Genomic DNA, 25644 nt, shown 5'->3' with positions numbered 1-25644 from the left:
TGCACCGGGCGGGCATCGGTGCGAAAATGGTCGGGATCTCCACGGAGTACCTCGATGACCCGTACCGCTCTGATTACCGGCGCCACCTCCGGCTTTGGCGCCGCCGCTGTCCACCGTTTCGCCCAGGCCGGCTGGCGCGTGATCGCCACCGGGCGCCGTGCCGAGCGCCTGCAGCCGCTGGTCGATGCCTACGGTCCCGAGCGCGTGCACGCGGCGGTGTTCGACGTGCGCGACAGCGCGGCAATGGAAGCGGCACTGGCCGCCCTGCCGGCCGGCTTCGCCGACATCGACCTGCTGGTCAACAACGCCGGCCTGGCCCAGGGCACCGCCCCGGCCCAGAGCGCCTCGCTGGAGGACTGGCGCACCATGATCGACACCAACGTCACTGCCCTGGTGACGCTGACCCACCGCCTGTTGCCGCAGCTGGTCGCGCGCAAGGGCGCGATCATCAACATCAGCTCGGTGGCCGGCGTGTACCCGTACCCGGGCGGCAACGCCTACGGCGGCACCAAGGCCTTCGTCAGCCAGTTCTCGCTGGGCCTGCGCTCGGACCTGCATGGCAGCGGCGTGCGCGTGACCACGATCGAGCCGGGCATGGCCGAAACCGAGTTCACCGTGGTCCGCACCCATGGCGACCAGGCCGCCTCGGACAAGCTCTACACCGGTGCCAACCCGATGACTGCCGATGACATCGCCGAGCAGATCTTCTGGGTCGCCTCGCTGCCGGCGCACCTGAACATCAATCGCCTCGAAGTGATGCCGGTCAGCCAGTCGTTCGCCGGGTTCCAGGTCGCGCGCGACTGATCGCACGCGCCGTTAGCTGCTCGCGAGGGGGCTGCCTGAAGCAAGAACGCCGACCCAAGGGTCGGCATTCGGAGTGCATCTGGAGCAACAGCCCCCTTGGAGTACAAGGGGGCGCGCCGGCAGGCGCGGGGATGTGGAGGTACCAGCAGGGGCCCGAGGTTTCGCGTAGCGCAACCTTGGGGTAGTCGCGCGGCGCGCGGCTACTGCGCTTTGATCGCCATCGCCTGCAGCCCGGTCCCATCCAGCTTCTGCTTGGCTTCGGCCAGCTCGCCCGCGCTGCCATACGGCCCCATGCGCACGCGGTACACCGTCTTGCCGTTGATCTGCGCCGATTCCACGCGCGCGGCCAGGCCGATCATAGCCAGCTTGGCCTTGGTCGCTTCGGCGTCGCCGGAGGCACCGAACGCACCGGCCTGCAGGATGTAACGCACGTTGCCCGCGGCCGGATCGGCGGCTGCAGCGGCAGCCGGCGCGGTGGCCGCAGGTGCATCCGGCTTCGGCGCGGTGGCCACCGTGGCCGGGGCCGATGCCGCCGGTGCCGGCGTGGCGGCCGGACGTTCATTCACCGGCGCCGGCAACGCAGCGGTACTGACCGGCGCAGGCGTGGTGGTCGCGGCGGTGCTGGTCGGTGCCGGTGCGGGCGGCAACGGCCGCCCTTCCAGCGCCGCCTGCGCGCGCTGCGCATCGGCCTTGGCGCGGCGCTGGTCTTCGGCGCGTGCGCTGGCCGCCAGCTCGGCATCGGACATTTCCACTTCCTTGCCGGGCAGCAGGGTGTAGAAGTCGTACTGCGTCGCCGCCGGCTTGGCCGGTTCGGCAGGCTTGGCAGCGCCAGGCTTGGGCAGCTCGGTGCCGACGTCGGTATCGGCGTCGCTCACCGGGGCCGGCTGGGCGTTCGGGTCCGGCTGCGGGCCGACCCGCAGGAAACCATCACCGTCGTTCTTGAACAGGTTCGGTGCCGCCAGGAACACCACGGCCGCAATCGCCACACCCGCGACCAGCCACACCCATCCCGGGGTGCCCTGGTTGCTGTTGCGCCGTGCCTGGCTCTTGCCGCGTCGTGCTGCCATTTACTGCTTCTCCACTGCTTACATTTTTTCCGGGGCGGAAACACCCAGGATGTTCAGACCATTGGCCAGGACCTGGCGCGCGGCGCAGGCCAGCGTCAGCTTGGCGTTGCGTTCGTTTTCGTCGGCCACCAGTACCTGCGTGCCGTGATACCACGTGTGGAAGGCGTGCGCCAATTCACGCAGGTACTGCGCGATCAGGTGCGGTTCCAGCGCCAGACCAGCCGCTTCGACGACTTCCGGGAAGCGCGACATTTCCACCATCAGCCACAGCGACGCCTCATCGCCGAGCGAGGACAGCCCGGTCAGACCTTCGGCCGGCGTGTAGCTCAGTTTCTTCTCCTGCGCCTGGCGCAGCAGGCTGCACACCCGGGCGTGCGCGTACTGCACGTAGAACACCGGATTGTCGTTGCTCTGCTGGCGGGCCAGATCGATATCGAAGGTCAGCTGCGAATCGGGTTTGCGCGCGATCAGGAACCAGCGGGTGGCATCGCGGCCGGCTTCTTCGATCAGGTCGCGCAGGGTCAGGTAGCTGCCGGCCCGCTTGGAGAGCTTCACTTCCTCGCCGCCGCGCATCACCGTCACCATCTGGTGCAGCACGTATTCCGGCCAGCCCTTCGGGATGCCGACGTCGAGCGCCTGCAGGCCGGCACGCACGCGCGCCAGCGAACCGTGGTGGTCCGCGCCCAGCTCGGTGATCGCGCGCTCGTAGCCGCGCTGCCACTTGGAGAGGTGGTAGGCCACATCCGGCAGGAAGTAGGTGTAGGTGCCGTCGGACTTGCGCATCACGCGGTCCTTGTCGTCACCGAAGTCGGTCGAGCGCAGCCACAGCGCGCCGCCTTCCTCATACGTATGGCCGGCCGCGTTGAGCTGGGCGACGGTCTCTTCGACCTTGCCGTCCTTGTACAGCGAGCTTTCCAGGAAGTAGATGTCGAAATCCACGCCGAACGCGGCCAGATCCTGGTTCTGCTCGTTGCGCAGGTAAGCGACCGCGAAGCGACGGATCGCATCGAGGTTGTCCGGGTCGCGCTCGCCGACCACCGAGTGGCCTTCCAGTTCCACCGTGGCACCGGCCAGGTAGGCCTTGGCCACATCCTCGATGTAATCGCCGCGATAGCCGGCTTCCGGCCAGCCGGCGTCGTCGGGCTTGAGGCCCTTCGCACGCGCCTGGGTGGACAGCGCCAGGTTTTCGATCTGTACGCCGGCGTCGTTGTAGTAGAACTCGCGCTTGGCGTTCCAGCCGTTCACTTCCAGCAGGCGCGCCAGGCAGTCACCGATCGCCGCCGCGCGGCCGTGGCCGACATGCAGCGGACCGGTCGGGTTGGCCGACACGTATTCCACGCCCACGGTACGGCCGTTGCCGCTCAGGTTGTGGCCGTAATCGGCGCCTTCCTTGAGCACGCTGGCCGCTTCGCGCTGGTAAGCGCTGGGGGCGAGGTGGAAATTGATGAAGCCCGGGCCGGCGATCTCGACGCGCAGCACATCATTGCTCTTGGGCAGCGCATCGAGCAGCGCCTGGGCCAGGGCGCGCGGGTTGCTGCGCGCCGGCTTGGCCAGCAGCATCGCGGCATTGGTGGCGAAATCGCCGTGCTCACGGGTCTTCGGGCGTTCGACCACGAATTCCGGGGTCAGGGTATCGGCCGGCAGAGTGCCGTTGGCGCGCAAGGCTTCGATGCCTTGGCTGATCAGGGCGCGGAGGAGATTTTTCACAAGGCCTGCTTTGGGACTGGAGCGGCGGAATCGGCAATTTTAGCCCAGAAGCCACCCCGATCCATTGAACCGCGGCCGAGCGGGGCGCTGGGCGTGCCGGATCAGGGCGTTCCCGCGGCCATCCACCCGCGCGCGGCCATCGATACCGGGGCTCCGTCGCCGATCACGACATGGTCGAGCAGGCGGATATCCACCAGGGCCAGGGCCTGCTGCAGCAGCGCGGTGATCCGGCGGTCCTCCAGCGAGGGCTCGGCACTGCCGGAAGGGTGGTTGTGGCTGACGATTACCGCAGCCGCGTTGTGCAGCAGGGCGCGGCGGACCACTTCACGCGGGTAGACCGCCGCGGCATCCACCGTGCCGCTGAACAGCTCCTCGCAGGCCAGCGTGCGGTGCTGGTTGTCCAGGAACAACGCGGCGAATACCTCGTTGGGCCGCGCCCGCAGCCGCTGCTTAAAGTAGCGCCCGGCGGCGGCCGGGTCACGCAGGCTCTCGCCGCGGGCCAGCTCGGCCGCCAGATGGCGATGCGCCAGCTCCAGCCCGGCCACCAGCTTGCAGCTGCGGGCCGGCCCAAGCCCGGGCAGGGCCGCCAACGCTGGGGCCGGCAGGTCGAGCAGGTTGCGCAGGGGGCCGTGGGCCTGCAGCAGGTCGCGGGCGGTTTCGACCGCGTCGCGGCCGCGCAGGCCCGACCCCAGGAAGATCGCCAGCAGCTCGGCATCGGACAGGGCGCCGGCGCCGTGGGCGAGCAGCTTTTCGCGGGGACGCTCGGCACTGGGCCAGTCTCGGATCGACATGGCGCCAGTCTCCCTCGATGCCGAGCGGGCCACCATCGGTGAACCGGGTGGCATCGTGTCGGTAAATGCAGCGCATCGTGCCAAGTTGGGCGGTTGCTTATGACGAAAATCTGGCTGCTTATGCCGCTGGCGCATCAGGCGGCTTACGGACCATCGGGTAAGCTAATCGCCTCGGTTCGACAGGAACACCCAAGGTGGCTGACTCCCCCCAGGCTTCTCCGGCGGCCGCGCGCCCGTTGGAAGGCCAGAAGCTGTTGTTGTGCGTTGGTGGCGGGATCGCTGCCTACAAGTCGCTGGAACTGGTGCGCCGCCTGCGCGATGCCGGGGCCCAGGTGCAGGTCGCCATGACCGCCGGGGCCCAGCAGTTCGTCACCCCGCTCAGCTTCCAGGCGCTGTCCGGCCAGCCGACCCGCACCACCCTGTGGGACAGCGCGGCCGAGCAGGCCATGGGCCATATCGAGCTGGCCCGCTGGGCCGATCGCATCGTGGTCGCGCCGGCCACGGCCGATCTGCTCGCGCGCCTGGCCAACGGCCACGCCGACGATCTGGTCACCACCCTGTGCCTGGCCACGACCGCGCCGCTGACCGTGTGCCCGGCGATGAACCATCGCATGTGGCTGCACCCGGCCACCCAGGCCAATATCGGCCTGCTGCGCGAGCGCGGGGCCCAGGTGATCGGGCCGGAAGACGGGCCGCTGGCCGAAGGCGAGTCCGGCCCCGGTCGGCTCACCGAACCGAACGCGATCGTGGCCGCGCTGGCCGGCCTGCACGCGCCGGCCCCGGTCGAGCCGCCGGCGAGCAGTGAACTGAAGGGTCTGCGCGTGCTGATCAGCGCCGGCCCCACCTATGAAGATATCGATCCGGTGCGCTACGTCGGCAACCGCAGCAGCGGCAAGATGGGTTACGCCCTGGCCGCCGCCGCCGCCCGCCTGGGCGCGCAGGTGGTGCTGGTCAGTGGCCCGGTCCAGCTGGCCACGCCTGCGGGTGTGCAGCGCGTTGATGTGCGCTCGGCCGCGCAGATGCGCGAAGCGGTGCTCGGTGCGTTGCCGGCCGACATCTACATCGGTGCGGCCGCAGTGTCCGATTACACCCCGCGCCAGGTTGCCCCGCAGAAACTGAAGAAGACTGCCGACACCCAGAGCCTGACGCTGGAGCTGGTGCGCACCCCGGACATCCTGGCCGAAGTGGCCACGCAGACCAACGCGCTCAAGCTGGTGGTCGGCTTCGCCGCCGAGACCCACGATGTGGAGAAGTACGCGCGCGGCAAGCTGGTCGACAAGCGCCTGGACCTGGTGATCGCCAACCAGGTCGGGATCAGCACCGGCGGTTTCGAAAGTGATGAAAACGCGGCCACGGCCTACTGGCAGGGCGGCGAACAGGTGTTCCCCGGCACCTCCAAGGCCGTGTTGGCCGAACAATTGTTGTCCCTGATTGCCCAGAGGTTGCGCGCATGACCATCGATTCCTCCCTGCAGCCGTTGCAGGTCAAGCTGCTCGACCCGCGTTTCGGCGACGAATGGCCGCTGCCGGCCTACGCCACCGAGCACAGCGCCGGGCTCGATCTGCGTGCTGCGCTGGAGACCGAGCTCACGCTGCAGCCCGGCGACACCGCGCTGATCCCCAGCGGTATCGCCATCCATATCGCCGATCCGAACCTGGCGGCCGTGGTGTTGCCCCGCTCCGGCCTGGGCCATCGCCACGGCATCGTGCTGGGCAACGGCACCGGCCTGATCGACGCCGATTACCAGGGCCCGCTGCTGATCAGCGCCTGGAATCGCGGGCGGGAACCCTTCACCCTTCAGCCCGGCGACCGCATCGCCCAGCTGGTCGTGCTGCCGATTGCACGCGTGGCCCTTCAGGTAGTGGATACTTTCACCGACAGCGCCAGGGGAACGGGTGGATTCGGCCATACCGGGGTGCGCTGACAGGGGAGCGTCATGAGCAAGGCGAAGGCGGAAGGACGGCCGCGGTTGACCACAGGGCGCTCGGTGCCGCTGTTGGCCGTGCTGCTGGTGCTGTTGGCGATCTGGTTCGGGTGGAGCGGCGTGCGCCAATGGCGCCAGGCCGCCGTCGGTGACGCGCTGGAGCAGTCGCGCGACCGCGTGGTCGAAGGCCTGCAGACGGCGCTGACCGGCCAGCTCGGCAAGCTCGCCAAGGTGCTCAAGACCGAGCGCGTTGCCACTGCATTGGCCAGCGGCAATGCACAAGGCGCCGCTGTCGCCATCCGCGAAGGCTGGCCGGGCGTGGAAGACGTCCAGATCCTCACCGCCGATCTCGATGCGGCCTACGCCGATCCGAAGGCCTTCGGTTATTCGCGCCTGGCCCTGCTCGAGGCGGCCATCGCCGATGACAAGCCTGTCGGTCGCGTGGTGCGTGATGCCGGCGGCCAGCGTCTCGGCCTGGCCGCGGCGGTCGAGCTTGGCCCGCAGGGAGCGGCCGTGGTCTACGTGCGCCAGCCGCTGCTGCGCTTGACCGGCATATTCAACCAGATCGCCGTGCCGGGGGATGGTTATCTCGCGCTTCGCCAGGGCAGCCACAACGTCGTCGAACAGGGCAGCCGCGGGCTGTCCGGTGGTGCGGAAGCACTGGCGCGCCCGATCGGCCGCAGCGGACTGCGCCTGTCGGCCGCGGTGCCGGACATCGAGCCGGGTCCGCTGGGCCTGGGCGCGATCTCCAGTGCGATCGTGGCCGTGTTGCTGCTGTTGATTGCCGTGCTGCTGGTGCTGGGCAAAGGCAAGGTCCCGTTGCCGCGTCGCCGTGGTGCTGCCGACAGTGGTGCCGACGCCGGCCCCACCTTGAGTGAAAGTCTGGCCCAGGTACCGCTCGCGGTGGCCGCCGTCGAAAGCAACGACGAGACAGCAGCGACCTCGCCGCCGCCGTCCGTGCCGGGCGAGACCGTCGCGGCCGAGATCTTCCGCGCCTACGACATCCGCGGCATCGTCGGCCGCGAGCTGACCCCCAAGGTCGCCGCCCTGATCGGCCAGGCGATCGGTTCGGTGCTGCAGGTCCAGGGCCTGCGCGACATCGTGGTGGGCCGCGATGGTCGCCTCTCCGGCCCCGAGTTGACCGCCGGCCTGATCGAAGGCCTGCGCCGCGCCGGCTGCAACGTCACCGACATCGGCCTGGCGCCGACCCCGGTGGTGTACTTCGCCAGCTACCACCTGCGCGCGGGCAGCTGCGTGGCGGTGACCGGCAGCCACAACCCGCCGGACTACAACGGCTTCAAGATCGTGGTCGGCGGCGAAACGCTGTCCGGCGATGCGATCACCGAGCTGTACCACCGCATCCGCGATGGCCAGCTGCACGTGGCACCCGAGCCGGGCAGCTTCCAGACCCGCGAGGTCAACGCCAATTACATCCAGCGCATCGCCGATGACGTGCAGCTGGATCGCCCGCTCAAGGTGGTCGCCGACGCGGGCAATGGTGTCGCCGGCGAGCTCGCCCAGCCGCTGCTGGAAGCGATCGGTGCCGAGGTCATTCCGCTGTACTGCGATGTGGACGGTACCTTCCCGAACCACCATCCGGACCCGAGCGACCCGCACAATCTGGAAGACCTGATCCAGACCGTGAAGCGCTTCGATGCGGATATCGGCCTGGCTTTCGATGGCGACGGCGACCGTCTCGGCGTGGTCACCCGCGAAGGCAGGATCATCTACGCTGATCGCCTGCTGATGCTGTTCGCCGCCGATGTGCTGATGCGCAACCCGGGCGCGCTGGTGATCTACGACGTGAAGTGCAGCGGCAAGCTCTCCGATTACGTGCTGCGCAACGGTGGCAGCCCGCTGATGTGGAAGACCGGCCATTCGCTGATGAAGGCGAAGATGCGCGAAACCGACGCCGAACTGGCGGGCGAGATGAGCGGGCACTTCTTCTTCAAGGAACGCTGGTTCGGCTTCGACGATGGCCTGTACGCCGCCGCGCGCCTGCTGGAGATCCTGGCCCAGCGCGAAGAGAGCCCCTCGGAGGTGTTGGACGAACTGCCCGACAGCGTCTCCACCCCGGAGCTGAAGGTGCCGGTGGACGCGGGCACTCCGCACGCGCTGGTGTCGTTGTTCGTGTCCTCGGTGCAGGTGGAGGACTCGCCGTTCGCCGGTGCGCGCCTGTCCACCATCGACGGCCTGCGTGCCGATTTCCCCGATGGCTGGGGCCTGGTGCGCGCGTCCAACACCACCCCGGTGCTGGTGCTGCGTTTCGAGGCCGATGACGAGGCGGCGCTGGAGCGCATCAAGGCGCTGTTCCGCGCGCAGCTGCAACCGCTGCTGCCGGGTGTGGATCTGGGCTTCTGATCTGGACGGGTACCGACCAACGGTCGGTACCTACCCCTTGAACCGCAGCCCCACGCCCGGCTCGGTGAACAGATAGCGCGAATCCAGCGCCGAGTCACCCAGCTTGTGGCGCAGCTTGCCGACCAGAATCCGCAGGTAATGCGTGTCGTGCTGATGCGTCGGCCCCCAGATGTCCTGCAGGATCTGCGGTTGGGTCACCACCCGCCCGGCATTGCGCAGCAGCAGTGACAACAGCGCGTACTCCTTGCGCGTCAGCGCCACCGGCGCACCGTCCAGATGTACTTCGCGCCGTACCAGGTCGATATGCAGGTGCCCATCATCGAACTGCGGCAGCACGCCCTCGCTGGAGACCGTGCGCGAGCGCAGCAGCGCCCGTACGCGCGCCATCAGCTCTTGCGTGCCGAACGGCTTGGTCACGTAGTCGTTGGCGCCGGCGTCCAGCGCCCGCACCTTCTCGGTCTCGCTGGCGCGCACGGTCAGCATGATCACCGGCACCTGGCTCCACTGGCGCAGCTCGCCCAGCACGTCATGGCCTTCCATGTCGGGCAGGCCGATATCCAGGATCACCAGATCCGCGCCTTCGCCGACCAGCGCTTCCAGACCGGCCTGGCCGGTGGCGGCCTGGGACACGCGGTAGCCCTGCGCGCGCAGGCTGATCTCCAGGAAGCGCCGGATCTGCGCTTCATCGTCGATCACCAGCACGCGCGCCGGGGGCACGCCGTGGGAAGCCTCAGGAATCATCGGTGTCATCGGCAGGGTGGGGGTGCAGCAGGGGCAACGTGATGCGGATCAGGGTACCGCGTCCGTCGCGGCCGGGCAGCGCCTGCACGCTGCCGCCATGCGCGCCGATCATGCCCTGGCAGATGGTCAGGCCCAGGCCCGTGCCATGCCGGCCACGATCACCGCGCTCCACGCTGTAGAACATGTCGAAGATGCGTGCGCGCTCGTCGTCGGGAATACCGGGGCCGGCATCGAGCACGTCGATGCGCAGCTCACCCTCGACCAGCCGCGCCTGCACCTCCACCGCCGCACCCGGCGGAGAGAACTTGGCTGCGTTCTCCATCACGTTGAATACGGCCTGCTCGACCAGCGCCGGGTGCACCCAGATCGGGGCCAGTTCAGCGGGAATATCCAGCTTGAGCAGTACGTCGGGCTGATAGCGCTGCAGGCGGCGCGCGGCCGAACCGACCAGCTCGTCCACGCCGATCCAGTCCCGGTTGATCTGCAGCCCGTCATGGCCGAGCCGGGTCATGTCCAGCAGGTTCTGGATGTAGCGGTCCAAGCGCTCGCCTTCGACCAGGATGGTATCGAGCAGGGCGCGCCGGTCGCTGGCATCCATCGCATCGGCATAGCTGGAGAGGCTGTCGGCCGAGCCGATCATCGCTGCCAGTGGCGAGCGCAGGTCATGCGACACCGAGGACAGCAACGCCGAGCGCAGCCGCTCGGTCTCGTTGCTCACGTGCGCCTTCTCCAGATCCGCCACCAACTGGGTGCGCAGCGCGGCCTGGGCAATGTCGTCCACCATTGCCTCGGCCAGCTGGCGCTGCTCCGGCGTCAGCCGGGGCGCCTCGCGCGGGAAGCGCATGCCGGCCACGCCGATCGCCCGGTCGTCGCCGTCCAGCAGCGGCAGGAACCACCAGCCGGCACCGGCCAGCGTATCGGTGAAGCGCCCGCTGGGCTGGCCGTGCCGGTGCGCCCAGTCGGCCGCGGCGAGATCCGTATCGCCCGGTGCGGCGCTGCCACTGGCGCTGGTGTGGTGCCCGATGCGCAGCCACGCCGGCGCATCCATCGCCTGTTCCAGCGCCTCGCGGCCGGCCTGCGCGACCTGCTCGTTGCTCGGTGCACTGGCCAGCTGCCGGCCAAGCACTTGGCGCGCATGCGCGTGCCGGTTGGCCGCGCGCAAGGCCACCACCTGCATGCGCAGGCGCGAGGCCAGTCGCCCGGCCACCAGGGCGGCGGCCAGGAACAGGAAGACCGTGATCACGCCCTGGCGCGCGCTGATTGCGAAGGTGAATCGCGGCGCGATGAAGAAGAAGTTGTAGGCCAGGAAGCACAGCGCCGCGGCGATCACCGCTGCACTGGTGCGGCTGCGCGCGGCGACCATCACCACCGCCACGATGAACACCATCGACAGGTCGTACAGCCCGATCCAGCGTTCGGCGATCAGCGCCACCAGGCAGGCAACGGCCGTAGCGCCGAGCGCCAGCAGCGCATCCTTGCCGGCACTGCGGCTGGGCATCGACAGCCCGGACCGGCGTGCCCGCGCGCGCGCCTGTGGCGTACCGATGATGGTGATCTCGAAATGCGCACCGCGCCGGATCAGCTGCTGGGTCAGCGTGCGGTTGAGCATGCGCGCCAGCGGGCGCTCGCGCGTGCGGCCGAGCACCAGCGTGGAGACACCGTTGTGTGCGGCATGGTCAAGCAGTGCATCGGCGATGCTGGAGCCATGCAGCAGCTCCGCTTCACCGCCGATGCGGCGGGCGAGGGCGAACGCCGCATCGATCTCGCGCCGGGTCTGCTCGTCATGCGCGCGCGCCTGCACCGTCACCACCGTCCACGGCGCATCGCGCCGCTCGGCGATGCGCCGGCCGACCCGCACCAGGTACTCACTCTGGCCGCCGCCATCGATCGCCACCAGCACCCGCCGGCGCAGCGGCAGGTTGCCTTCGCCGCGCGCGGCACGGGTTTCGCGCAGGCTGCTGTCCACGCGGTCGGCAGCCTCCTGCATCGCCAGCTCGCGCAGCGCGGTCAGGTTGGCCGGCGAGAAGAACGCCTGCAACGCCTGCGCCGCCTGCTCCGGCACGTAGACCTTGCCCTGCTGCAGCCGCTCGATCAGTTCGCGCGGCGGCAGGTCCACCAGCACGATGTCGTGCAGGCGGTCGAGCACCGCATCGGGCACGGTCTCGCTGACCCGCACCCCGGTGATCCGCATGACCACGTCGTTGAGACTTTCCAGATGCTGGATGTTGACCGTGGTCCACACGTCGATGCCGGCATCCAGCAGCTCCATCACGTCCTGCCAGCGCCGCTCGTGGCGGCTGCCGGGCACGTTGCGATGCGCCAGTTCGTCCACCAGCACCAGCGCCGGGCGACGCGCCAGCACCGCGTCCAGGTCCATCTCGTCCAGTGCGTGCTGTTGATACTCGCGCTGCAGCAACGGCACCTGCGGCAGGCCCGCCAGCAGCGCCGAGGTCTCGGCGCGGCCGTGGGTTTCCACCAGCCCGATCACCACGTCCACGCCGCGGCGCAGCTGCTCGTGTGCGCGGGTGAGCATGCTGAAGGTCTTGCCCACGCCGGGGGCCGCACCCAGGAACACGGTGAGTTTGCCGCCGGCTTCGCGCTGTAGGCTGTCGACCAGGGCATCGGCCTGGCGGGTACGGGAGTCGCTCATGGGCGGGGATTGTGCGCCCAGGACAATACGCAGCGCATCAAGGCATGCCGTGCAGCCGGGCCGTGCCCTGCTGCGCGTCGAGAGCAACGTTCAACGTCATCACGTTCACCCGCGGCTGGCCGAACACACCCCATTGCGGTCCCCGGGTATTGGCCTGCACCAACGCGGCGACGCGCTCCACCGGCAGGCCACGGCTGCGCGCCACCCGGGCGATCTGCACCTGCGCGGCGGCCGGGGAGATCTCCGGGTCCATGCCGGCGCCAGACTGGGTCACCAGATCGCCGGGAACTTGGGCGGCAGGCACGCCCTCGCGTGTGGCGACCGCAGAGATGGCGGCCTGCACGCGCTCCTGCAGCGCCGGGTTGCTGCGCGCCATGTTGCTGCCGGCCGCCGCCATCGGGTCATAGCTGGCCGCCGACGGCCGCGCCTGGAAGTAGCCATCGCCCACGAACGGTTGGGAGATCAACTGCGAGCCGCGTACCTGCCCATCGCGGATCAGCAGGCTCCCATCGGCCTGCGCCGGAAACAGCAGCCGGCTTACGCTGGTGGTAGCCACCGCGTAGGCCAGGCCGAGCAGCAGCAGGCTGCTCACGCCGAGCACGAGGGCCGGGCGCCAGGCGCTGTCCTGTTGCAGCTGGGTGGAGGTGGCAGCGCGGCTGCGCGCCGAACGGGGAACGGACGTAGCAAGCGAGCGGTTCATGCGCCGAATACCGAGACAAGGAAGAGGTCGATCACTTTGATGGCCGCAAACGGCAGCAGTACGCCACCCAGGCCGTACACCAGCATGTTTCGGCGCAGCAGCGCCGTCGCCGTGGCCGGGCGGAAGCGCACACCGCGCAACGCCAGCGGGATCAGCGCCGGGATCACCAGGGCGTTGAAGATCAGTGCCGCCAGCACGGCATTGCGCGGGCTGGACAGGTGCATCACGTTCAACGCCGCCATCGCCGGCAGCGTCGAGGCGAACAGCGCCGGCAGGATCGCGAAATACTTGGAGACATCGTTGGCCAGCGAGAAGGTGGTCAGTGCACCACGCGTGATCAGCTGTTGCTTGCCCACCTCCACCACCGCCAGCAGCTTGGCCGGATCCGAATCCAGATCGACCATGTTGCCGGCCTCCTTGGCCGCCTGCGTACCGGAGTTCATGGCCAGCCCGATGTCGGCCTGGGCCAGTGCCGGTGCATCGTTGGTGCCGTCGCCGACCATCGCCACCAGCCGCCCACCGGCCTGCTCGGCACGGATGCGGGCCAGCTTGTCTTCGGGGCGGGCCTCGGCGATGTAATCGTCCACGCCGGCCTCGGCCGCGATCGCCGCAGCGGTCAGCGGGTTGTCGCCGGTGATCATCACCGTGCGGATACCCATCGCGCGCAGCTGCGCGAACTTCTCGCGCATGCCGTGCTTGACCACGTCCGACAGCTCGATCACGCCCAGCACATGCCGGCCTTCGCACACCACCAGCGGGGTAGCACCATTGCGCGCCACCTGCTCCACGCGGCCGGGCAGCTCCGACGGCACCGTGCCGCCCAGCTCACGCACATACGCGGTGATCGCATCGGAGGCGCCCTTGCGGATGCGGCGCCCGCCGTCCAGATCCACACCGGACATGCGGGTCTGCGCACTGAAGGCCAGATAGTCCGCACGGTCCGGCTCGGCGGTGGTGCAGCCCTGCTCACGCGCCAGCCGCACCACCGACTTGCCTTCCGGGGTCGGGTCGGCCAGCGAGGAGAGCAGCGCCGCCTCGCGCAGCTGGCTGGCGTCGATACCGGCAAGGGCATGGAAATGCGTGGCCTGGCGGTCGCCGTAGGTGATGGTGCCGGTCTTGTCGAGCAGCAGCACGTCCACATCGCCAGCCACTTCCACCGCCTTGCCGGACTTGGCCAGCACGTTGGCGGCCAGCGCACGGTTCATGCCGGCGATGCCGATAGCCGGCAGCAGGCCGCCGATGGTGGTGGGGATCAAACACACCAGCAGCGCGATCAGCAGCAGCGGATCGACCTGCACGCCAACGAACGCCCCGATCGCCGGCAGCGTCGCCACCACCACCAGGAAGGTCAGCGTCATCGCCGCCAGCAGCAGGGTCAGGGCGACCTCGTTCGGGGTCTTCTGGCGGTTGGCGCCTTCCACCAGCGCGATCATCCGGTCCAGGAAGCTGTGGCCCGGCTCGGCGGTGATGCGCACGATGATCTGGTCGGAAAGCACCTTGGTACCGCCGATCACACCACTGCGGTCAGTACCGGCCTCGCGCAGCACGGGCGCCGATTCACCGGTCACCGCCGCTTCGTTGATGGTCGCCAGGCCCTGCACGATCTCACCATCGGCCGGGATCAATTCACCGGCACTGACGATGACATGATCGCCCGGACGCAGTTCGGCCGCCGGGACCTGGGTCTCGCCGGCCCCGGCATGCGCGGCGGCCAGCCGGCGCGCAGTGAGATCCTGGCGGGCCCGCCGCAGCGAGGCGGCCTGGCCACGACCACGTGCTTCGGCAACGGCCTCGGCGAAGTTGCCGAACAGCACGGTCAGCAGCAGGATCGCAGTGACCGCCAGGCCGAAGCCCAGCGGCGCATTGCCGGTCAGCGTCACCAGCGCGCTGACCACCGTGCCGACCATCACCACGGCCATCACCGGGCTGTGCAGCAGATGCCGCGGCGAGAGCTTGATCACGGCATCGCGCAGGGCACGGCGCCAGCCGGCACCATCCAGCAGGCGCTGGCGGCGGTGGGAAGAAGCGTTCAACGGATACGTACTCATGGGAGGCGGTCTCAGTGCAGCGTCAGCGACAGGTGGTCGGCCACCGGGCCAAGGACCAGCGCCGGCATGAACTGCAATACGGTGAGGATGACGACCAGCGCGATCAGGGTCAGCGCGAAGGTCGGGGTTTCGATCTGCAGCGTGCCGGCCGATTCCGGCGCACGCCGCTTGGCCGCCAGCTGCGCGGCCACGATCAACGGGATCACCAGCACCGGATAGCGGCCCAGCAGCAGCACCAGGGTGCAGCTCAGGTTCCACCACACCGTGGCATCGCCGAGGCCCTCAAAGCCCGAGCCATTGTTGGCGAACGCCGAGGTGTACTCGTAGAACACCTGGCTGATGCCGTGGAAGCCGGGGTTGGAGGTGCCGGTGATCGAGGGGATCGCCAGGGTCAGCGCGGTGAAGCCCAGAATGGTGATCGGCTGCAGCAGCACCAGCAGTGCGAGCAGGCGCACCTGCGGCGTTTCCAGCTTGCGGCCGAACAGTTCCGGGGTGCGGCCGGTCATCAGCCCGGCCAGGAACACGCCCAGCAGCAGGTACACGATGAACTGCTGCAGGCCACAGCCGATGCCACCCCAGATCGCATTCACCAGCATGTTGACCATCGGCACGGCACCGGCCAGCGGGCTGAGCGAGTCATGCATGCCGTTGACCGAACCGTTCGACACCTGGGTGGTGATCGCAGCCCACAACCCCGTGCCATCGGCACCGAAGCGCACTTCCTTGCCCTCCATCAGCAGCGGGCTGGCGGCGGTGGCCGAGTGACCCTCCAGCCACACCGTGGCGGCGATCGACACGCTGGACATCGCCAGCATGCAGCCGAACACCAGCCCGGCCAGGCGCTTGCGCCCGGTGAACGCGCCGAGCATGAAGATCACCGCGATCGGGATCAGCAGGATGCCGATCAGTTCCAGCGCGTTGGACAGCGGGGTCGGGTTCTCCAGCGGCATCGCGCTGTTGGGGCCATACCAACCACCGCCGTTGGTGCCCAGCTGCTTGGCCGCGACCATCGCCGCGACCGGGCCGAGCGGAATCTTCTGCGTCTCCATGCCGGCCGCGGCATCGATCGGCGTCGCCTGCGGACCCCCGGCGAACGTGGCGGGCACGCCCTGGCTGGTCAGCAGCACCGCCCACAGCAGGCACAGCGGCAGCATGAAGCGCACGCACGCGCGCACCACATCGGCGTAGTAGTTGCCCACATCGACACGGCGGTCCGCACTGAGCAGCGCGGCCTGGTCGGCCGGCACGTCCTCAGGGCGCGCACTGAACAGCGCACGCAGGGTGGCCACCACCAGCGCCAGGCCCATCATCGGCGTCACCACCTGCAGGCCGGTGATCGCGGTCATCTGCGAGAAGTAGGACAGCTGCGCCTGGCCGGAATAGTGCTGCTGGTTGGTGTTGGTCAGGAACGACACCATCGTGTGCAGCGCGGTATCCCAGCGCATGTTGGGGATCTGGTCGGGATTGAACGGCAGCCAGGCCTGGGTCATGAAGACCGCCTGCACCAGCACCGCGATCACCACGTTGCTGAGCAGGAAGGCGCCCACGTAGCCACGCCAGGACATGCCGCGCGCCGGGTTCACCCCGAGCAGCCGGTACAGCGGTTTCTCAATCCACCCGAACAGCGCGTCGCCGCGCATCGGCCCACCGCGCATCACCCGGGCCAGGTACAGCCCCAGCGGAAAGGCCAGCACGATGCTGGCCAGCAGGATCAACAGGATCTCGGTCATGGTCGGCTCCGGTCAGAAGGTTTCGGGCCGAAGCACGACGTACAGCAGGTAGGCGGCGGCAACGAGCACCAGCACGCCGCACAGCAGGGAAAGCCAGGCAGACATGGTCGTGGCCTCAAACGCGGGAAAGGGAGCGCGCGGTGCACGGGGCACCGGCGGGGAAGACAGGCAGATACAGGCGCATGGGACGTCCAGGTGGAACCACTCCACGTCAGGCGCTCATGGTCTGCCTGCCCGGCATAAACGCTCCACGCCCGAAACCGGCGCCCCGCGTAAAAAGTGCATAAAAAGGTGCTTCCCGGCCGCGAGCGTTACGCCCCGCAGCGACCGGCAGGCCCCTCGGCAAATGTCCCCCGGCCGCCGCCTGGCGGCGACGGCCTCCTCCTTGATTTTGCCCAGGGACCTACCAGCCGCTACGGAGCTCAGCGTGCGGTACGCGTGCGAGACAGCGAACTTGCTGTTGGCCGCCAGTGGTCTGTACACGTGGGGCGCGATGCCCTTGTGGGCGAAATCAAGGAGGAGGGGACGGCCACAGGCCGGCGCCGGGGGACATTCGCCGACAAGGGCATCGCGGCCCGCCGCCCGACCAACCCACCGCCCCCGCGTCCGGAACAGTTCAGAGCGCGCTCCGTGCCTGCCGCGAGGACAAAAACAGAAAAGGCGACCCAAAGGCCGCCTTCGTTTCAACGCAATCGCACATCCACCCTTACCCGCGCGGATCGCTCCCCACACCCTTCAACAACCGATAGCGCTGCAGCGTGCTCTCGATCTCCACATCCAGCGCCCGGCGCTGCTGCTCGAACGACGCCTGCATGCGCCGCTGCGCCACCAGCTCGGCATGCCGCTCACGGATGCGCTCGGCCTGCTTGTCCGGCACCGGCTGGCCATCCAGCTCGCGGTTGCCCGCAGTGGCCAGCAGGGTGACCAGCGCATCACGCACGCTGGCCACGTTGTAACTGGCGGTGTGGATGTTGTTGTCCAGGATCCCGCTGCGCTCGGCGAACACCCGGCGCAGCTCGTCCTCGCTTTCATACGTGGCCAGCATCGCCTGCTCGGTGCGCTGGCGGGTCTGCTCGGCCGCCAGGTCCAGGCGCTGCTGCGCGGCCTGCGCAGCAGCGTCGGCGCGTTCCTCGTCGGTCAACGCGCGCTGTACTTCGCCACTGCGCATGCCGCTGCGCAGGTTGAACTCCTCGCGCGCGCTGTTCACCGCCTCCTGGGGCAGGGCATCACTGCAGATCCGCTCGCTGCCCTTGTTCCAGCAGTACAGCTTCTTCGGCGTCGCATCGGCCGTGCGCTTCTGCGCCTGGGCAGGCAACAGCGGCACGGCCAGCAACAGGCCGACAACGGTGAACGTGGCAAACCTGGACATGGTGAAAGCCCCCTGCTCTCAACGCGTAGGACGGCTGCCGTAGCGGGAACGATAGTCCTCCAGCGGCTGCCGGTAGCCGACAAGTTCCGGATTTCCGGAGGCAAAATCAAGCAGGTCGGCCAGCGTGGCCACGGCGACCACCGGAATCCCGGCTTCTTCGGCCACGGCCTGGGCTGCCGAACGGCGGTCGGTTTCCGAGGCGATCTCCTGACGGTCCAGTGCGACCACGATGCCGGCCGGGGTGCCACCGGCGCCCTTGATGATCGCCAGCGCTTCGCGGATCGCGGTGCCGGCGGTGATCACGTCATCCACGATCAGCACGCGCTTACCGTTCATGTCGGCGCCGATCAGGTTGCCGCCTTCGCCGTGGTCCTTGGCTTCCTTGCGGTTGAACGACAGCGGCAGGTCGCGGCCGCGCTGGGCGAATTCACAGGCGGTCGCGGTGGCCAGCGGAATGCCCTTGTAGGCGGGGCCGAACACGACGTCGAACTTCAGCCCGGTCGCTTCCACGGCATCGGCGTAGCAGGCCGCCAGCTGGGACATGCGCGCGCCGGAATCGAACCGGCCGGCATTGAAGAAATAGGGGCTCAGACGGCCGGACTTCAGGGTGAACTGGCCGAAACGCAGGGCATCGGCGGTCAGGGCCAGTTGCAGGAAACGGTGGCGATGGTCGCTCATCAAGACTCAATTCAATTCATTTGGAGCGCAAATCCTAATGCATGCCCGCACTTTTCCGCTCGCCGGCTCCTGCGGCCCGGTGTCGCACGGGGCGGCGAGACGACCCGCAAAGGCCCCGGCGCGCGGTAATCGCGTCCGTTTCCAGCCAGCCCCTGCAAGGGCCGAAACGGTATGCTCTTGCGGGTATCGTTCCAGACCCGGGTCAGCATGCGCATCATCAGTTTCAACGCCAATGGCATCCGTTCCGCCGCCACCAAGGGCTTCCTCGAGTGGTTCCGCGCCCAGGACGCCGACGTCCTGTGCATCCAGGAAACCAAGGCTCAGGAGGACCAGCTGACCGACCCGATGTTCCGCCCGGACGGCCACCACTGCTTCTACCGCGACGCCATCACCAAGAAGGGCTACAGCGGCGTGGCGATCTACAGCAAGCGCGAGCCGGACCAGGTGATCACCTCGCTGGGCTGGGCCCCGTTCGACGATGAAGGCCGCTACATCGAGGCCCGCTACGGCAACCTCAGCGTGGTCTCCTTCTATATCCCCTCGGGCAGCTCGGGCGATCTGCGCCAGGGCTTCAAGTACGAAGTGATGGAGTGGCTGCGCCCGATCCTGGCCGGGTGGCTGGCGAGCGGCCGCGACTACGTGGTGTGCGGCGACTGGAACATCGTGCGGTCCGCGCTGGACATCAAGAACTGGAAATCCAACCAGAAAAACTCCGGCTGCCTGCCGCCCGAGCGCGACTGGCTCAACGGCCAGTGCGTGGACGCCGACCAGGCGCTGGATATCGCCGCCGGCCAAGGCTGGACGGATGCGTACCGCCTGCTGCACCCGCAGGGTGAGGACTACACCTGGTGGAGCAACCGCGGCCAGGCGCGCGCCAACAACGTCGGCTGGCGCATCGATTACCAGTTCGTCAGCCCGGGCCTGCGCGAGCGCCTGCGCAGCTGCGCGGTCTATCGCGATGAGCGCTTCTCCGACCATGCCCCGTTCACGGTGGACTACGCCCCATGAGTGAAGCGGTCGAGCCGATGTCCTACAAGGGCTGGGCGGGGATCAAGCGTGCCTTCGGTACGCCCTCGGCGCTGACGATGGCCTTCCTCGGCTTCGGCAGCGGCCTGCCATTCCTGCTGATCGCCTCGCAGACCCTGTCCACCCGGCTGCGTGATGTCGGCCTGGACCTGGGCAGCATCGGGTTGATCAGCCTGGCCAGCTTCTTCTATCTGATGAAGTTCGTCTGGGCGCCGCTGATCGACCGCTACGCGTTTCCGCTGATCGGCTTCCTCGGGCGCCGCCGTTCCTGGCTGCTCGCCTCGCAGATCGCGGTCACCGGCGGGTTGTTCGCGCTGGCCTTCGTCCGCCCCGAACTCGGCGTCACCCCACTGGTCCTGTGGGTGCTGGTGGCTTCGTTCGCCGGCGCCACCCAGGATTCGGTGGTCGACGCCTACCGCATCGAGATCGCGCCGGAGAGCGCCCAGGCCGCGTTGGCCGCGACCTACACGCTGGGCTATCGCATCGGCCTGATCCTGGCCGGCGCGGGTGCGCTGTATCTCGCCCAGTTCGAGAGCTGGATCGTGGCATACCTGGCCATGGCCGCCTTGATGATCCTGCCGATCATCACCACGCTGCTGTGCCGCGAGCCGGAGCAGCCTGAGGTGCGCATCCAGCGCCGGATCGATTTCTTTGGTGCGTTCTGGCAGCCGATCGCCAGCTTCTTCAGCACCAACGGTGTGGTGCTGGCGCTGGTGCTGCTGGCCTTCGTCGGGCTCTACAAGTTCCCGGATCAGGTGATCGGGGTGATGGCCGGTCCGTTCTATCTGGATTCGGGCTTCACCAAGGCCGATATCGCCACCGTCTCCAAGCTGTTCGGGGTGTGGATGGGCATCGGCGGTGCCTTCCTCGGTGGCATCGCGGTGGCCGCGTTCGGCTTCCGCCGCATGCTGCTGGTCGCCGCGCTGGGCGTGGCGCTGTCCAACCTGGCGTTCCTGTTGATGGCGCACAACCCGGGCCAGCTGTGGGCGTTCTACGCGGCGCTGAGCGCGGACAACCTGTTCCAGGGCTTTGCCGGCACGGTGCTGGTCGCCTTCATGTCCTCGCTGACCGACCGCAACTTCACCGCCACCCAGTACGCGCTGCTGGTCTCGCTGGCCAACCTGCCGGGCAAGTTCGTCGGTGGCGTCTCCGGTTACATCGTGGAGGCGAGCTCCTACAGCACCTTCTTCATCCTCAGCGCCACCACGGTCATCCCGACCCTGCTGCTGCTGATCTGGCTGTGGCCACGGATCCGGGACCGCAGCACGGCCTGAGTGGTTTGCGTGCCGGCAGGGCCTGATGGATCATGCCGGCACAACGGCCGCGGGGATGGCGGCGCGCCAACGGGGAGAACGATGGCTGATCTACTGCTGCGGGAGGTGGACCCGCTGTTGCTGGAACGTATCCGCCGCATTGCGGTTGCGCGTGGCTGGACCCGCGAGGAGACCTGCGTGGCGCTGCTGGAACAAGGCCTGTTCGCCAGCGAACTGGAGGTCCGCAGTGGCTTCCACGATCCCGAGGTCGATGCGCTGGCCGATGCCATCGCCGCCCTGCAGGCGCTGCCGGACGCGCAGGGGCTGTAACGGCGGCACGCGCCGAACCGCGCATCGGCGATCACCGCCGCACGCAGCGCCCGCCGCCGTGGCCCCTCAGGCCGGGTGGATCGCCCCGAGAATCCGCGGCCCCCGCGCCCCACTCACGCTCGGCAGATTGCCCGGCAACCCGGCCAGCGTGCGCTGCGCCAACCAGGCGAAGCCCATCGCCTCCAGATAGTCCGGGTCCAGCCCGTGCACCGCGCTGGATTCGATCACCACGCCCGGCAGCCGCGCACGAAGGCGCCGCAGCAGCTGCGGATTGCGCATGCCACCGCCGCACACCAGCACCCGCTTCGCGCCCGGCAGGTGCGCCAGCAGCGCATCGGCCACGGTGGCGGCGGTCAGTTCCAGCAGGGTCGCCTGCACGTCCGCGCCGGACACCTGTCCCTCGCCCAGCTGCGCCTGCGCCCAGTCCAGGTGGAACTGCTCGCGCCCGGTGCTCTTCGGCGGCGGCAGCGCGAACCACGGATCGGCCAGCCAGCGCGCCAGCAGCGCGGCATCCACCTGGCCACTGGCCGCGAACGCGCCGTCGGCATCGAACGGTTCGCCGCGATGGCGCTGGCACCAGGCATCCATCAGCGCATTGGCCGGGCCGGTATCGAAGCCGCGCGGTGTGCCCTCGCGCGGGATCAGGGTGAGATTGCCGATGCCGCCCAGGTTGAGCACGGCGCGGTCTTCATCGCTGTCGCCCAGCATCGCCAGGTGGAAGGCCGGCATCAGCGGCGCGCCATGGCCGCCGGCGGCGACATCGCGGCGACGGAAATCGGCCACGGTGGTGATGCCGGTCAATTCGGCGATGCGGTTGGCATCGCCGATCTGCATCGTGAAGGCGGGGTCGGCCAGCGGCCGATGGCGCACGGTCTGCCCATGCGAGCCGATCGCCTGCACCTGGGTGCGGTCGATGCGCGCGCTGTCCAGCAGGCGGTTGGCGGCCGCGGCGAACGTGATCCCGACCTGGGCATCAAGGCGGCCCAGTGCATCAAGCGAGGTGATGGTACCGCCTTCTCCCAGTGCGATCAGCTCGGCGCGGATCGCCGGATCCCAGTCGTGGGTCAGGCCTTCGACAAAGCGGCAGCCGCCCTCGGCGGGGAACTGCACCAGCGCGGCATCGATGCCGTCGGCGCTGGTGCCGGACATCAGGCCCAGGTAGAGCGGGGTGGTGGGATCAACAGCAGAGGTCATGGCCAGGCGGTCCAACGGGTTGCGTGCAGCTTCCGCGCAACCCGTTGCCGCCGTCAATCGCAGCGATCAGCCGCGGTTGGATTTGACCGGCTTGCCGGCCTTCGCCGTGGCCGTATCGGCGGCCTTGGCATCCGGTGCCGGGCTGGCATCGGCGTAGATCAGCTTCTCCATGCCCTGGATGCGGGCCAGCGCCGGGGCGGTCTGCGCCCGGAAGGCAGCCAGCTCGGCGCCCTGCAGCGGCTCCGGCGGCGGCATCGTCACCGACAGCGGATTGCGGTGCACGCCGTTGACGCGGAATTCGTAGTGCAGGTGCGGGCCGGTCGCCAGGCCGGTCGAACCGACATAGCCGATCACCGTGCCCTGCGCCACGCGCTGGCCGGTCTTGATCTTGCCGAAGCGCGACATGTGCCCGTACAGCGTGGTGTGGCCGCGGCCATGATCCAGAATCACCACGTTGCCGTAACCGCGCTGGGTCCCGGCGAACTGCACGCGGGCATCGCCGGCGGCCATGATCGGGGTGCCGGTGCGCGCGGCGTAGTCCACGCCCTTGTGCATGCGCATCTTGCCCAGCACCGGGTGCTTGCGCGCGCCGAAGCTCGAGCTCAAGCGCGCGAACTGGATCGGCATGCGGATGAAGCTCTTCTTCAGCGGCCGGCCGCTGGCATCGAAGTACTCGGATTTGCCGTTGCGGTCGAAGCGGAAGCCGCTGTAGGTCTTGCCGCCCGAGCTGAAGGTCGCCGCGAGGATCTTGCTGGTGTCCACCTTCTCGCCTTCGCGCCAGGTTTCATCCAGCACCACGCTGAAACGGTCGCCCGGCTGCAGGTCCTTGGAGAAGTCGATGTCGTACTTGAAGATCTCGTCGGTCATCGTCGCGATCGCCGAGGGCGACAACCCGGCCTTGCGCGCGGCGGCATACAGCGAGCTGGTGATCTCGCCACTGGCGACCACGCGGCGGGTCGAGCTGTCGCGCTTGCTCACCGTTTCGGTGATCTTGTCGCCGGCCAGGGACAGCTCCACGCGGTTGTCGGCATCGCGGTCGAAGCGGATCGTGCGCAGCTCACCGGATAGCGGCAGGTCGAAGGCGATCTCCGCACCCGGGCGCAGCTTGGTCAGCGATTCGCGCACACCGGGGTGCTCCAGCACCTGGTGCATCACCGTGGCCGGGATGCCGGCCTGGTCGAACAGATTGCTCAGGGTCTGGCCGCGCTGCACGCGCAGCACCTGCCAGCTGTCGCCCGGGGTCTGCTGCTGGCGTTCCAGCGACAGCGGCGGCAACGGCAGCGCCAGGGTCGAATGGCTGACCGAGTAGGGCGAGTCGATGGTGTGCGAGAAGCCGGGGACGATCGTGGCCACCAAGGCGCCGATGGTGGCGAACAGGCTCGCGTGCATCCAGTGGCGGCGGGTCCAGCGCTGGTTGAAGGCCGCAGGAAGATGCTGTTTGAGCTTCCGATGGAGGGCAGTGTCGTGGAGGACGTGGAGACGTTCCTTGAAGCGCTGCTTGCGCGCGCGGCCTTGATCGGAATTGAGCATCGTCGGTCTGTTCCTGGCTGGCCCGGGAGCGCGGGCCCAAACGTCGGTAACATAGACAGGTATAAATACCGCGTCAAACCCTTGTGCCTATTGGCTTTTGTGAAGCACCTGCGGTTAACTTGTACTTAACGTCATTCATATAAATAAGGCATTGCCGGGAGTTGTCACGTGTCCTCGATTGAAGAAGCCATTGCCCTGATCGGGCGAGGCGCCGATGAGATCCTCAAATCCGACGAACTGCGCCAGCGTCTGGAAAGCGGCCGTCCGCTGCGGGTCAAGGCCGGCTTCGACCCCACCGCACCGGACCTGCACCTGGGCCACACCGTGCTGCTGAACAAGCTGCGCCAGTTCCAGGACCTCGGCCACCAGGTGATCTTCCTGATTGGCGACTTCACCGGGATGATCGGCGACCCCTCGGGCAAGAACGTCACCCGCAAGCCGCTCACCAAGGAAGACGTGCTGGCCAACGCGCGTACCTATGAAGACCAGGTCTTCAAGGTGCTGGACCGCGAGAAGACCGAAGTGCGCTTCAATTCGGAGTGGTTCGGCAAGATGGCCGCCGCTGACATGATCCGCCTGGCCGGCCAGCACACCGTGGCGCGCATGCTCGAGCGCGACGACTTCGCCAAGCGCTATGCCGCCCAGCAGTCCATTGCCCTGCATGAGTTCCTGTACCCGCTGGTGCAGGGTTACGACTCGGTCGCCCTGGAAGCGGACGTCGAACTGGGCGGTACCGACCAGAAGTTCAACCTGCTGATGGGCCGCGGCCTGCAGGAGCACTACGGGCAGAAGCCGCAGATCGTGCTGACCATGCCGCTGCTGGAAGGCCTGGACGGCGTGGCCAAGATGTCCAAGTCGCTCAACAACTATATTGGTATCAGCGAACCGGCCATCGACATCGTCACCAAGACCATGAAGATCGGCGACGACCTGATGTGGCGCTGGATCGAGCTGCTCTCCTTTGATATCAGCCAGGCCGAGGCCAAGGCCCTGCGTGAGCAGGTCGAGGCGGGCGGGTTGAACCCGCGCGAGGTGAAGCTGCGCCTGGCCCGTGAGCTGACCACCCGCTTCCATGATGCGGCGGCGGCCGAACAGGCCATCGCCGGTTGGAATGCCGCGGTGACCGGGCAGGGCGATGTGACCTTGCTGCCGCTGCAGGAAGTGACCATTCCGGCCGAAGGCCTGCGTATCGGTGCCCTGCTGACGGCTGCAGGCCTCACCCCGAGCAACTCCGAAGCCTCCCGCAAGCTCAAAGAGCGTGCGGTGAAGGTGGATGGCGAGGTGGTGGAGGATGCCCAGCAGGTGTTCGTGCCCGGTTTTGAAGGCCTGCTGCAGGTCGGCAAGCGCACCTTCGCACGCGTGTTGCTGGTCGCGGCCTAAGTGGCACAAGGGGTTCGGGCGATCCGGACCCCTTCCAGCATGAATGTGGGCGAGACGACGTGAAAAAATGTCGTCTACCCCCTTCACAAACGACCCGGATAGGGACATACTTTCCCTCCCCCGACGCAGGGGCCACCGCAAGGCGGCAACCGCGAAGGAACAGGACTTCAACTTCTTCGAAAGAAGGTGTTGACGGAAACGAAAAGCCTGACATAATAGGCGGCTCGCAACGACGAAAGCCTCTGAGGCGAACGACGAAGCGGCATCGGCAACAACGGTTCACTTCGGTGAAACGGCCTTGAAAAAAGGTGTTGACGAAGCAGATAAGCCGGTCTATAATGGGCGGCTCGCAACGACGGAA

Annotated in this window: 21 protein-coding genes; 8 read left to right on the top strand and 13 right to left on the bottom strand. The window is 68.2% G+C overall.

Going from position 1 to position 25644, the window contains the following annotated elements; translation table 11 throughout:
- The first annotated feature begins 54 nt into the window (after positions 1-54).
- Positions 55-804, top strand: coding sequence for an SDR family NAD(P)-dependent oxidoreductase (locus tag ABE463_RS17280; protein WP_121044105.1), 750 nt, complete (start codon positions 55-57; stop codon positions 802-804).
- 200 nt (positions 805-1004) lie between these two features.
- On the opposite strand, the gene ABE463_RS17275 is transcribed toward ABE463_RS17280, so the two are convergent.
- From ABE463_RS17275 to radC, 3 genes are all read right to left on the bottom strand, one after another.
- Positions 1005-1871, bottom strand: coding sequence for an SPOR domain-containing protein (locus tag ABE463_RS17275; protein ID WP_346468994.1), 867 nt, complete (start codon positions 1869-1871; stop codon positions 1005-1007).
- Between the two features lie 18 nt (positions 1872-1889).
- Positions 1890-3578, bottom strand: coding sequence for an arginine--tRNA ligase (gene argS, locus ABE463_RS17270; RefSeq protein WP_259260463.1), 1689 nt, complete (start codon positions 3576-3578; stop codon positions 1890-1892).
- A gap of 101 nt (positions 3579-3679) precedes the next feature.
- Positions 3680-4369 carry a DNA repair protein RadC gene (gene radC / locus ABE463_RS17265; protein WP_346468993.1) on the bottom strand — a complete coding sequence of 230 codons (690 nt, stop codon included), beginning with the start codon at positions 4367-4369 and terminating at the stop codon, positions 3680-3682.
- Positions 4370-4563: 194 nt separating this feature from the next.
- On the opposite strand from radC, the gene coaBC reads away from it, so the two are divergent.
- The 3 genes from coaBC to ABE463_RS17250 are packed head-to-tail and all read left to right on the top strand — an operon-like array spanning position 4564 to position 8654.
- A complete protein-coding gene (gene coaBC, locus ABE463_RS17260) occupies positions 4564-5823 on the top strand; it encodes a bifunctional phosphopantothenoylcysteine decarboxylase/phosphopantothenate--cysteine ligase CoaBC (RefSeq protein WP_346468992.1) in 1260 nt (419 codons plus the stop codon).
- Positions 5820-6293, top strand: coding sequence for a dUTP diphosphatase (gene dut, locus ABE463_RS17255; RefSeq protein WP_046272982.1), 474 nt, complete (start codon positions 5820-5822; stop codon positions 6291-6293). The genes coaBC and dut overlap by 4 nt, the downstream gene beginning before the upstream one ends.
- Positions 6294-6305: 12 nt before the next feature.
- Positions 6306-8654, top strand: coding sequence for a phosphomannomutase/phosphoglucomutase (locus ABE463_RS17250; protein WP_346468991.1), 2349 nt, complete (start codon positions 6306-6308; stop codon positions 8652-8654).
- A gap of 30 nt (positions 8655-8684) precedes the next feature.
- Here the strand turns inward: ABE463_RS17250 and ABE463_RS17245 are convergent, their stop codons facing one another.
- The 8 genes from ABE463_RS17245 to pyrE form a co-directional block, all read right to left on the bottom strand.
- Entirely contained in the window at positions 8685-9404 is a 720-nt protein-coding gene (locus ABE463_RS17245; RefSeq protein WP_346468990.1) for a response regulator transcription factor, read from the bottom strand.
- Positions 9385-12045 carry a sensor histidine kinase KdpD gene (locus tag ABE463_RS17240; protein WP_346468989.1) on the bottom strand — a complete coding sequence of 887 codons (2661 nt, stop codon included), beginning with the start codon at positions 12043-12045 and terminating at the stop codon, positions 9385-9387. The genes ABE463_RS17245 and ABE463_RS17240 overlap by 20 nt, the downstream gene beginning before the upstream one ends.
- A 37-nt stretch (positions 12046-12082) precedes the next feature.
- On the bottom strand, positions 12083-12745 hold the full coding sequence (gene kdpC, locus ABE463_RS17235; RefSeq protein ID WP_346468988.1) for a potassium-transporting ATPase subunit KdpC: 663 nt from the start codon (positions 12743-12745) through the stop codon (positions 12083-12085).
- Positions 12742-14793: a potassium-transporting ATPase subunit KdpB gene (gene kdpB / locus ABE463_RS17230; protein ID WP_346468987.1), complete on the bottom strand. Its 2052-nt coding sequence runs from the start codon at positions 14791-14793 to the stop codon at positions 12742-12744. Before kdpB ends, kdpC begins: the two co-directional genes overlap by 4 nt.
- Before the next feature lie 11 nt (positions 14794-14804).
- Positions 14805-16523, bottom strand: coding sequence for a potassium-transporting ATPase subunit KdpA (kdpA, locus tag ABE463_RS17225; protein ID WP_346468986.1), 1719 nt, complete (start codon positions 16521-16523; stop codon positions 14805-14807).
- Positions 16524-16535: 12 nt separating this feature from the next.
- Positions 16536-16628 (bottom strand): potassium-transporting ATPase subunit F, encoded by a 93-nt coding sequence (locus ABE463_RS17220; RefSeq protein ID WP_019183961.1) that lies wholly within the window; start codon positions 16626-16628, stop codon positions 16536-16538.
- Between the two features lie 601 nt (positions 16629-17229).
- A complete protein-coding gene (locus tag ABE463_RS17215) occupies positions 17230-17892 on the bottom strand; it encodes a hypothetical protein (RefSeq protein WP_152152856.1) in 663 nt (220 codons plus the stop codon).
- 18 nt (positions 17893-17910) lie between these two features.
- Positions 17911-18570 (bottom strand): orotate phosphoribosyltransferase, encoded by a 660-nt coding sequence (gene pyrE, locus ABE463_RS17210; RefSeq protein ID WP_046272987.1) that lies wholly within the window; start codon positions 18568-18570, stop codon positions 17911-17913.
- A gap of 207 nt (positions 18571-18777) precedes the next feature.
- On the opposite strand from pyrE, the gene ABE463_RS17205 reads away from it, so the two are divergent.
- From ABE463_RS17205 to ABE463_RS17195, 3 genes are all read left to right on the top strand, one after another.
- Positions 18778-19578: an exodeoxyribonuclease III gene (locus ABE463_RS17205; protein WP_346468985.1), complete on the top strand. Its 801-nt coding sequence runs from the start codon at positions 18778-18780 to the stop codon at positions 19576-19578.
- On the top strand, positions 19575-20870 hold the full coding sequence (locus tag ABE463_RS17200; protein ID WP_152152854.1) for an MFS transporter: 1296 nt from the start codon (positions 19575-19577) through the stop codon (positions 20868-20870). The genes ABE463_RS17205 and ABE463_RS17200 overlap by 4 nt, the downstream gene beginning before the upstream one ends.
- A gap of 81 nt (positions 20871-20951) precedes the next feature.
- A complete protein-coding gene (locus ABE463_RS17195) occupies positions 20952-21179 on the top strand; it encodes a hypothetical protein (RefSeq protein ID WP_259260452.1) in 228 nt (75 codons plus the stop codon).
- Positions 21180-21245: 66 nt separating this feature from the next.
- Here the strand turns inward: ABE463_RS17195 and ABE463_RS17190 are convergent, their stop codons facing one another.
- Both ABE463_RS17190 and ABE463_RS17185 read right to left on the bottom strand, forming a co-directional pair.
- Positions 21246-22373 (bottom strand): anhydro-N-acetylmuramic acid kinase, encoded by a 1128-nt coding sequence (locus ABE463_RS17190; protein WP_346468984.1) that lies wholly within the window; start codon positions 22371-22373, stop codon positions 21246-21248.
- A gap of 66 nt (positions 22374-22439) precedes the next feature.
- A complete protein-coding gene (locus ABE463_RS17185) occupies positions 22440-23903 on the bottom strand; it encodes a peptidoglycan DD-metalloendopeptidase family protein (protein ID WP_346468983.1) in 1464 nt (487 codons plus the stop codon).
- Between the two features lie 168 nt (positions 23904-24071).
- Here ABE463_RS17185 and tyrS point away from each other — a divergent pair, with 168 nt between their 5' ends.
- The gene (tyrS, locus tag ABE463_RS17180) at positions 24072-25283 is read left to right on the top strand and encodes a tyrosine--tRNA ligase (RefSeq protein WP_259260449.1); all 1212 of its coding nucleotides are present in this window, start codon (positions 24072-24074) and stop codon (positions 25281-25283) included.
- Positions 25284-25644 lie beyond the last annotated feature (361 nt).

The sequence above is a fragment of the Stenotrophomonas sp. TWI819 genome (assembly GCF_039673075.1).
Classification (GTDB): Bacteria; Pseudomonadota; Gammaproteobacteria; order Xanthomonadales; family Xanthomonadaceae; genus Stenotrophomonas; species Stenotrophomonas rhizophila_B.
Note: the sequence above shows the minus strand (reverse complement) of the source record. Positions and strands in the feature narration are given on the sequence as shown.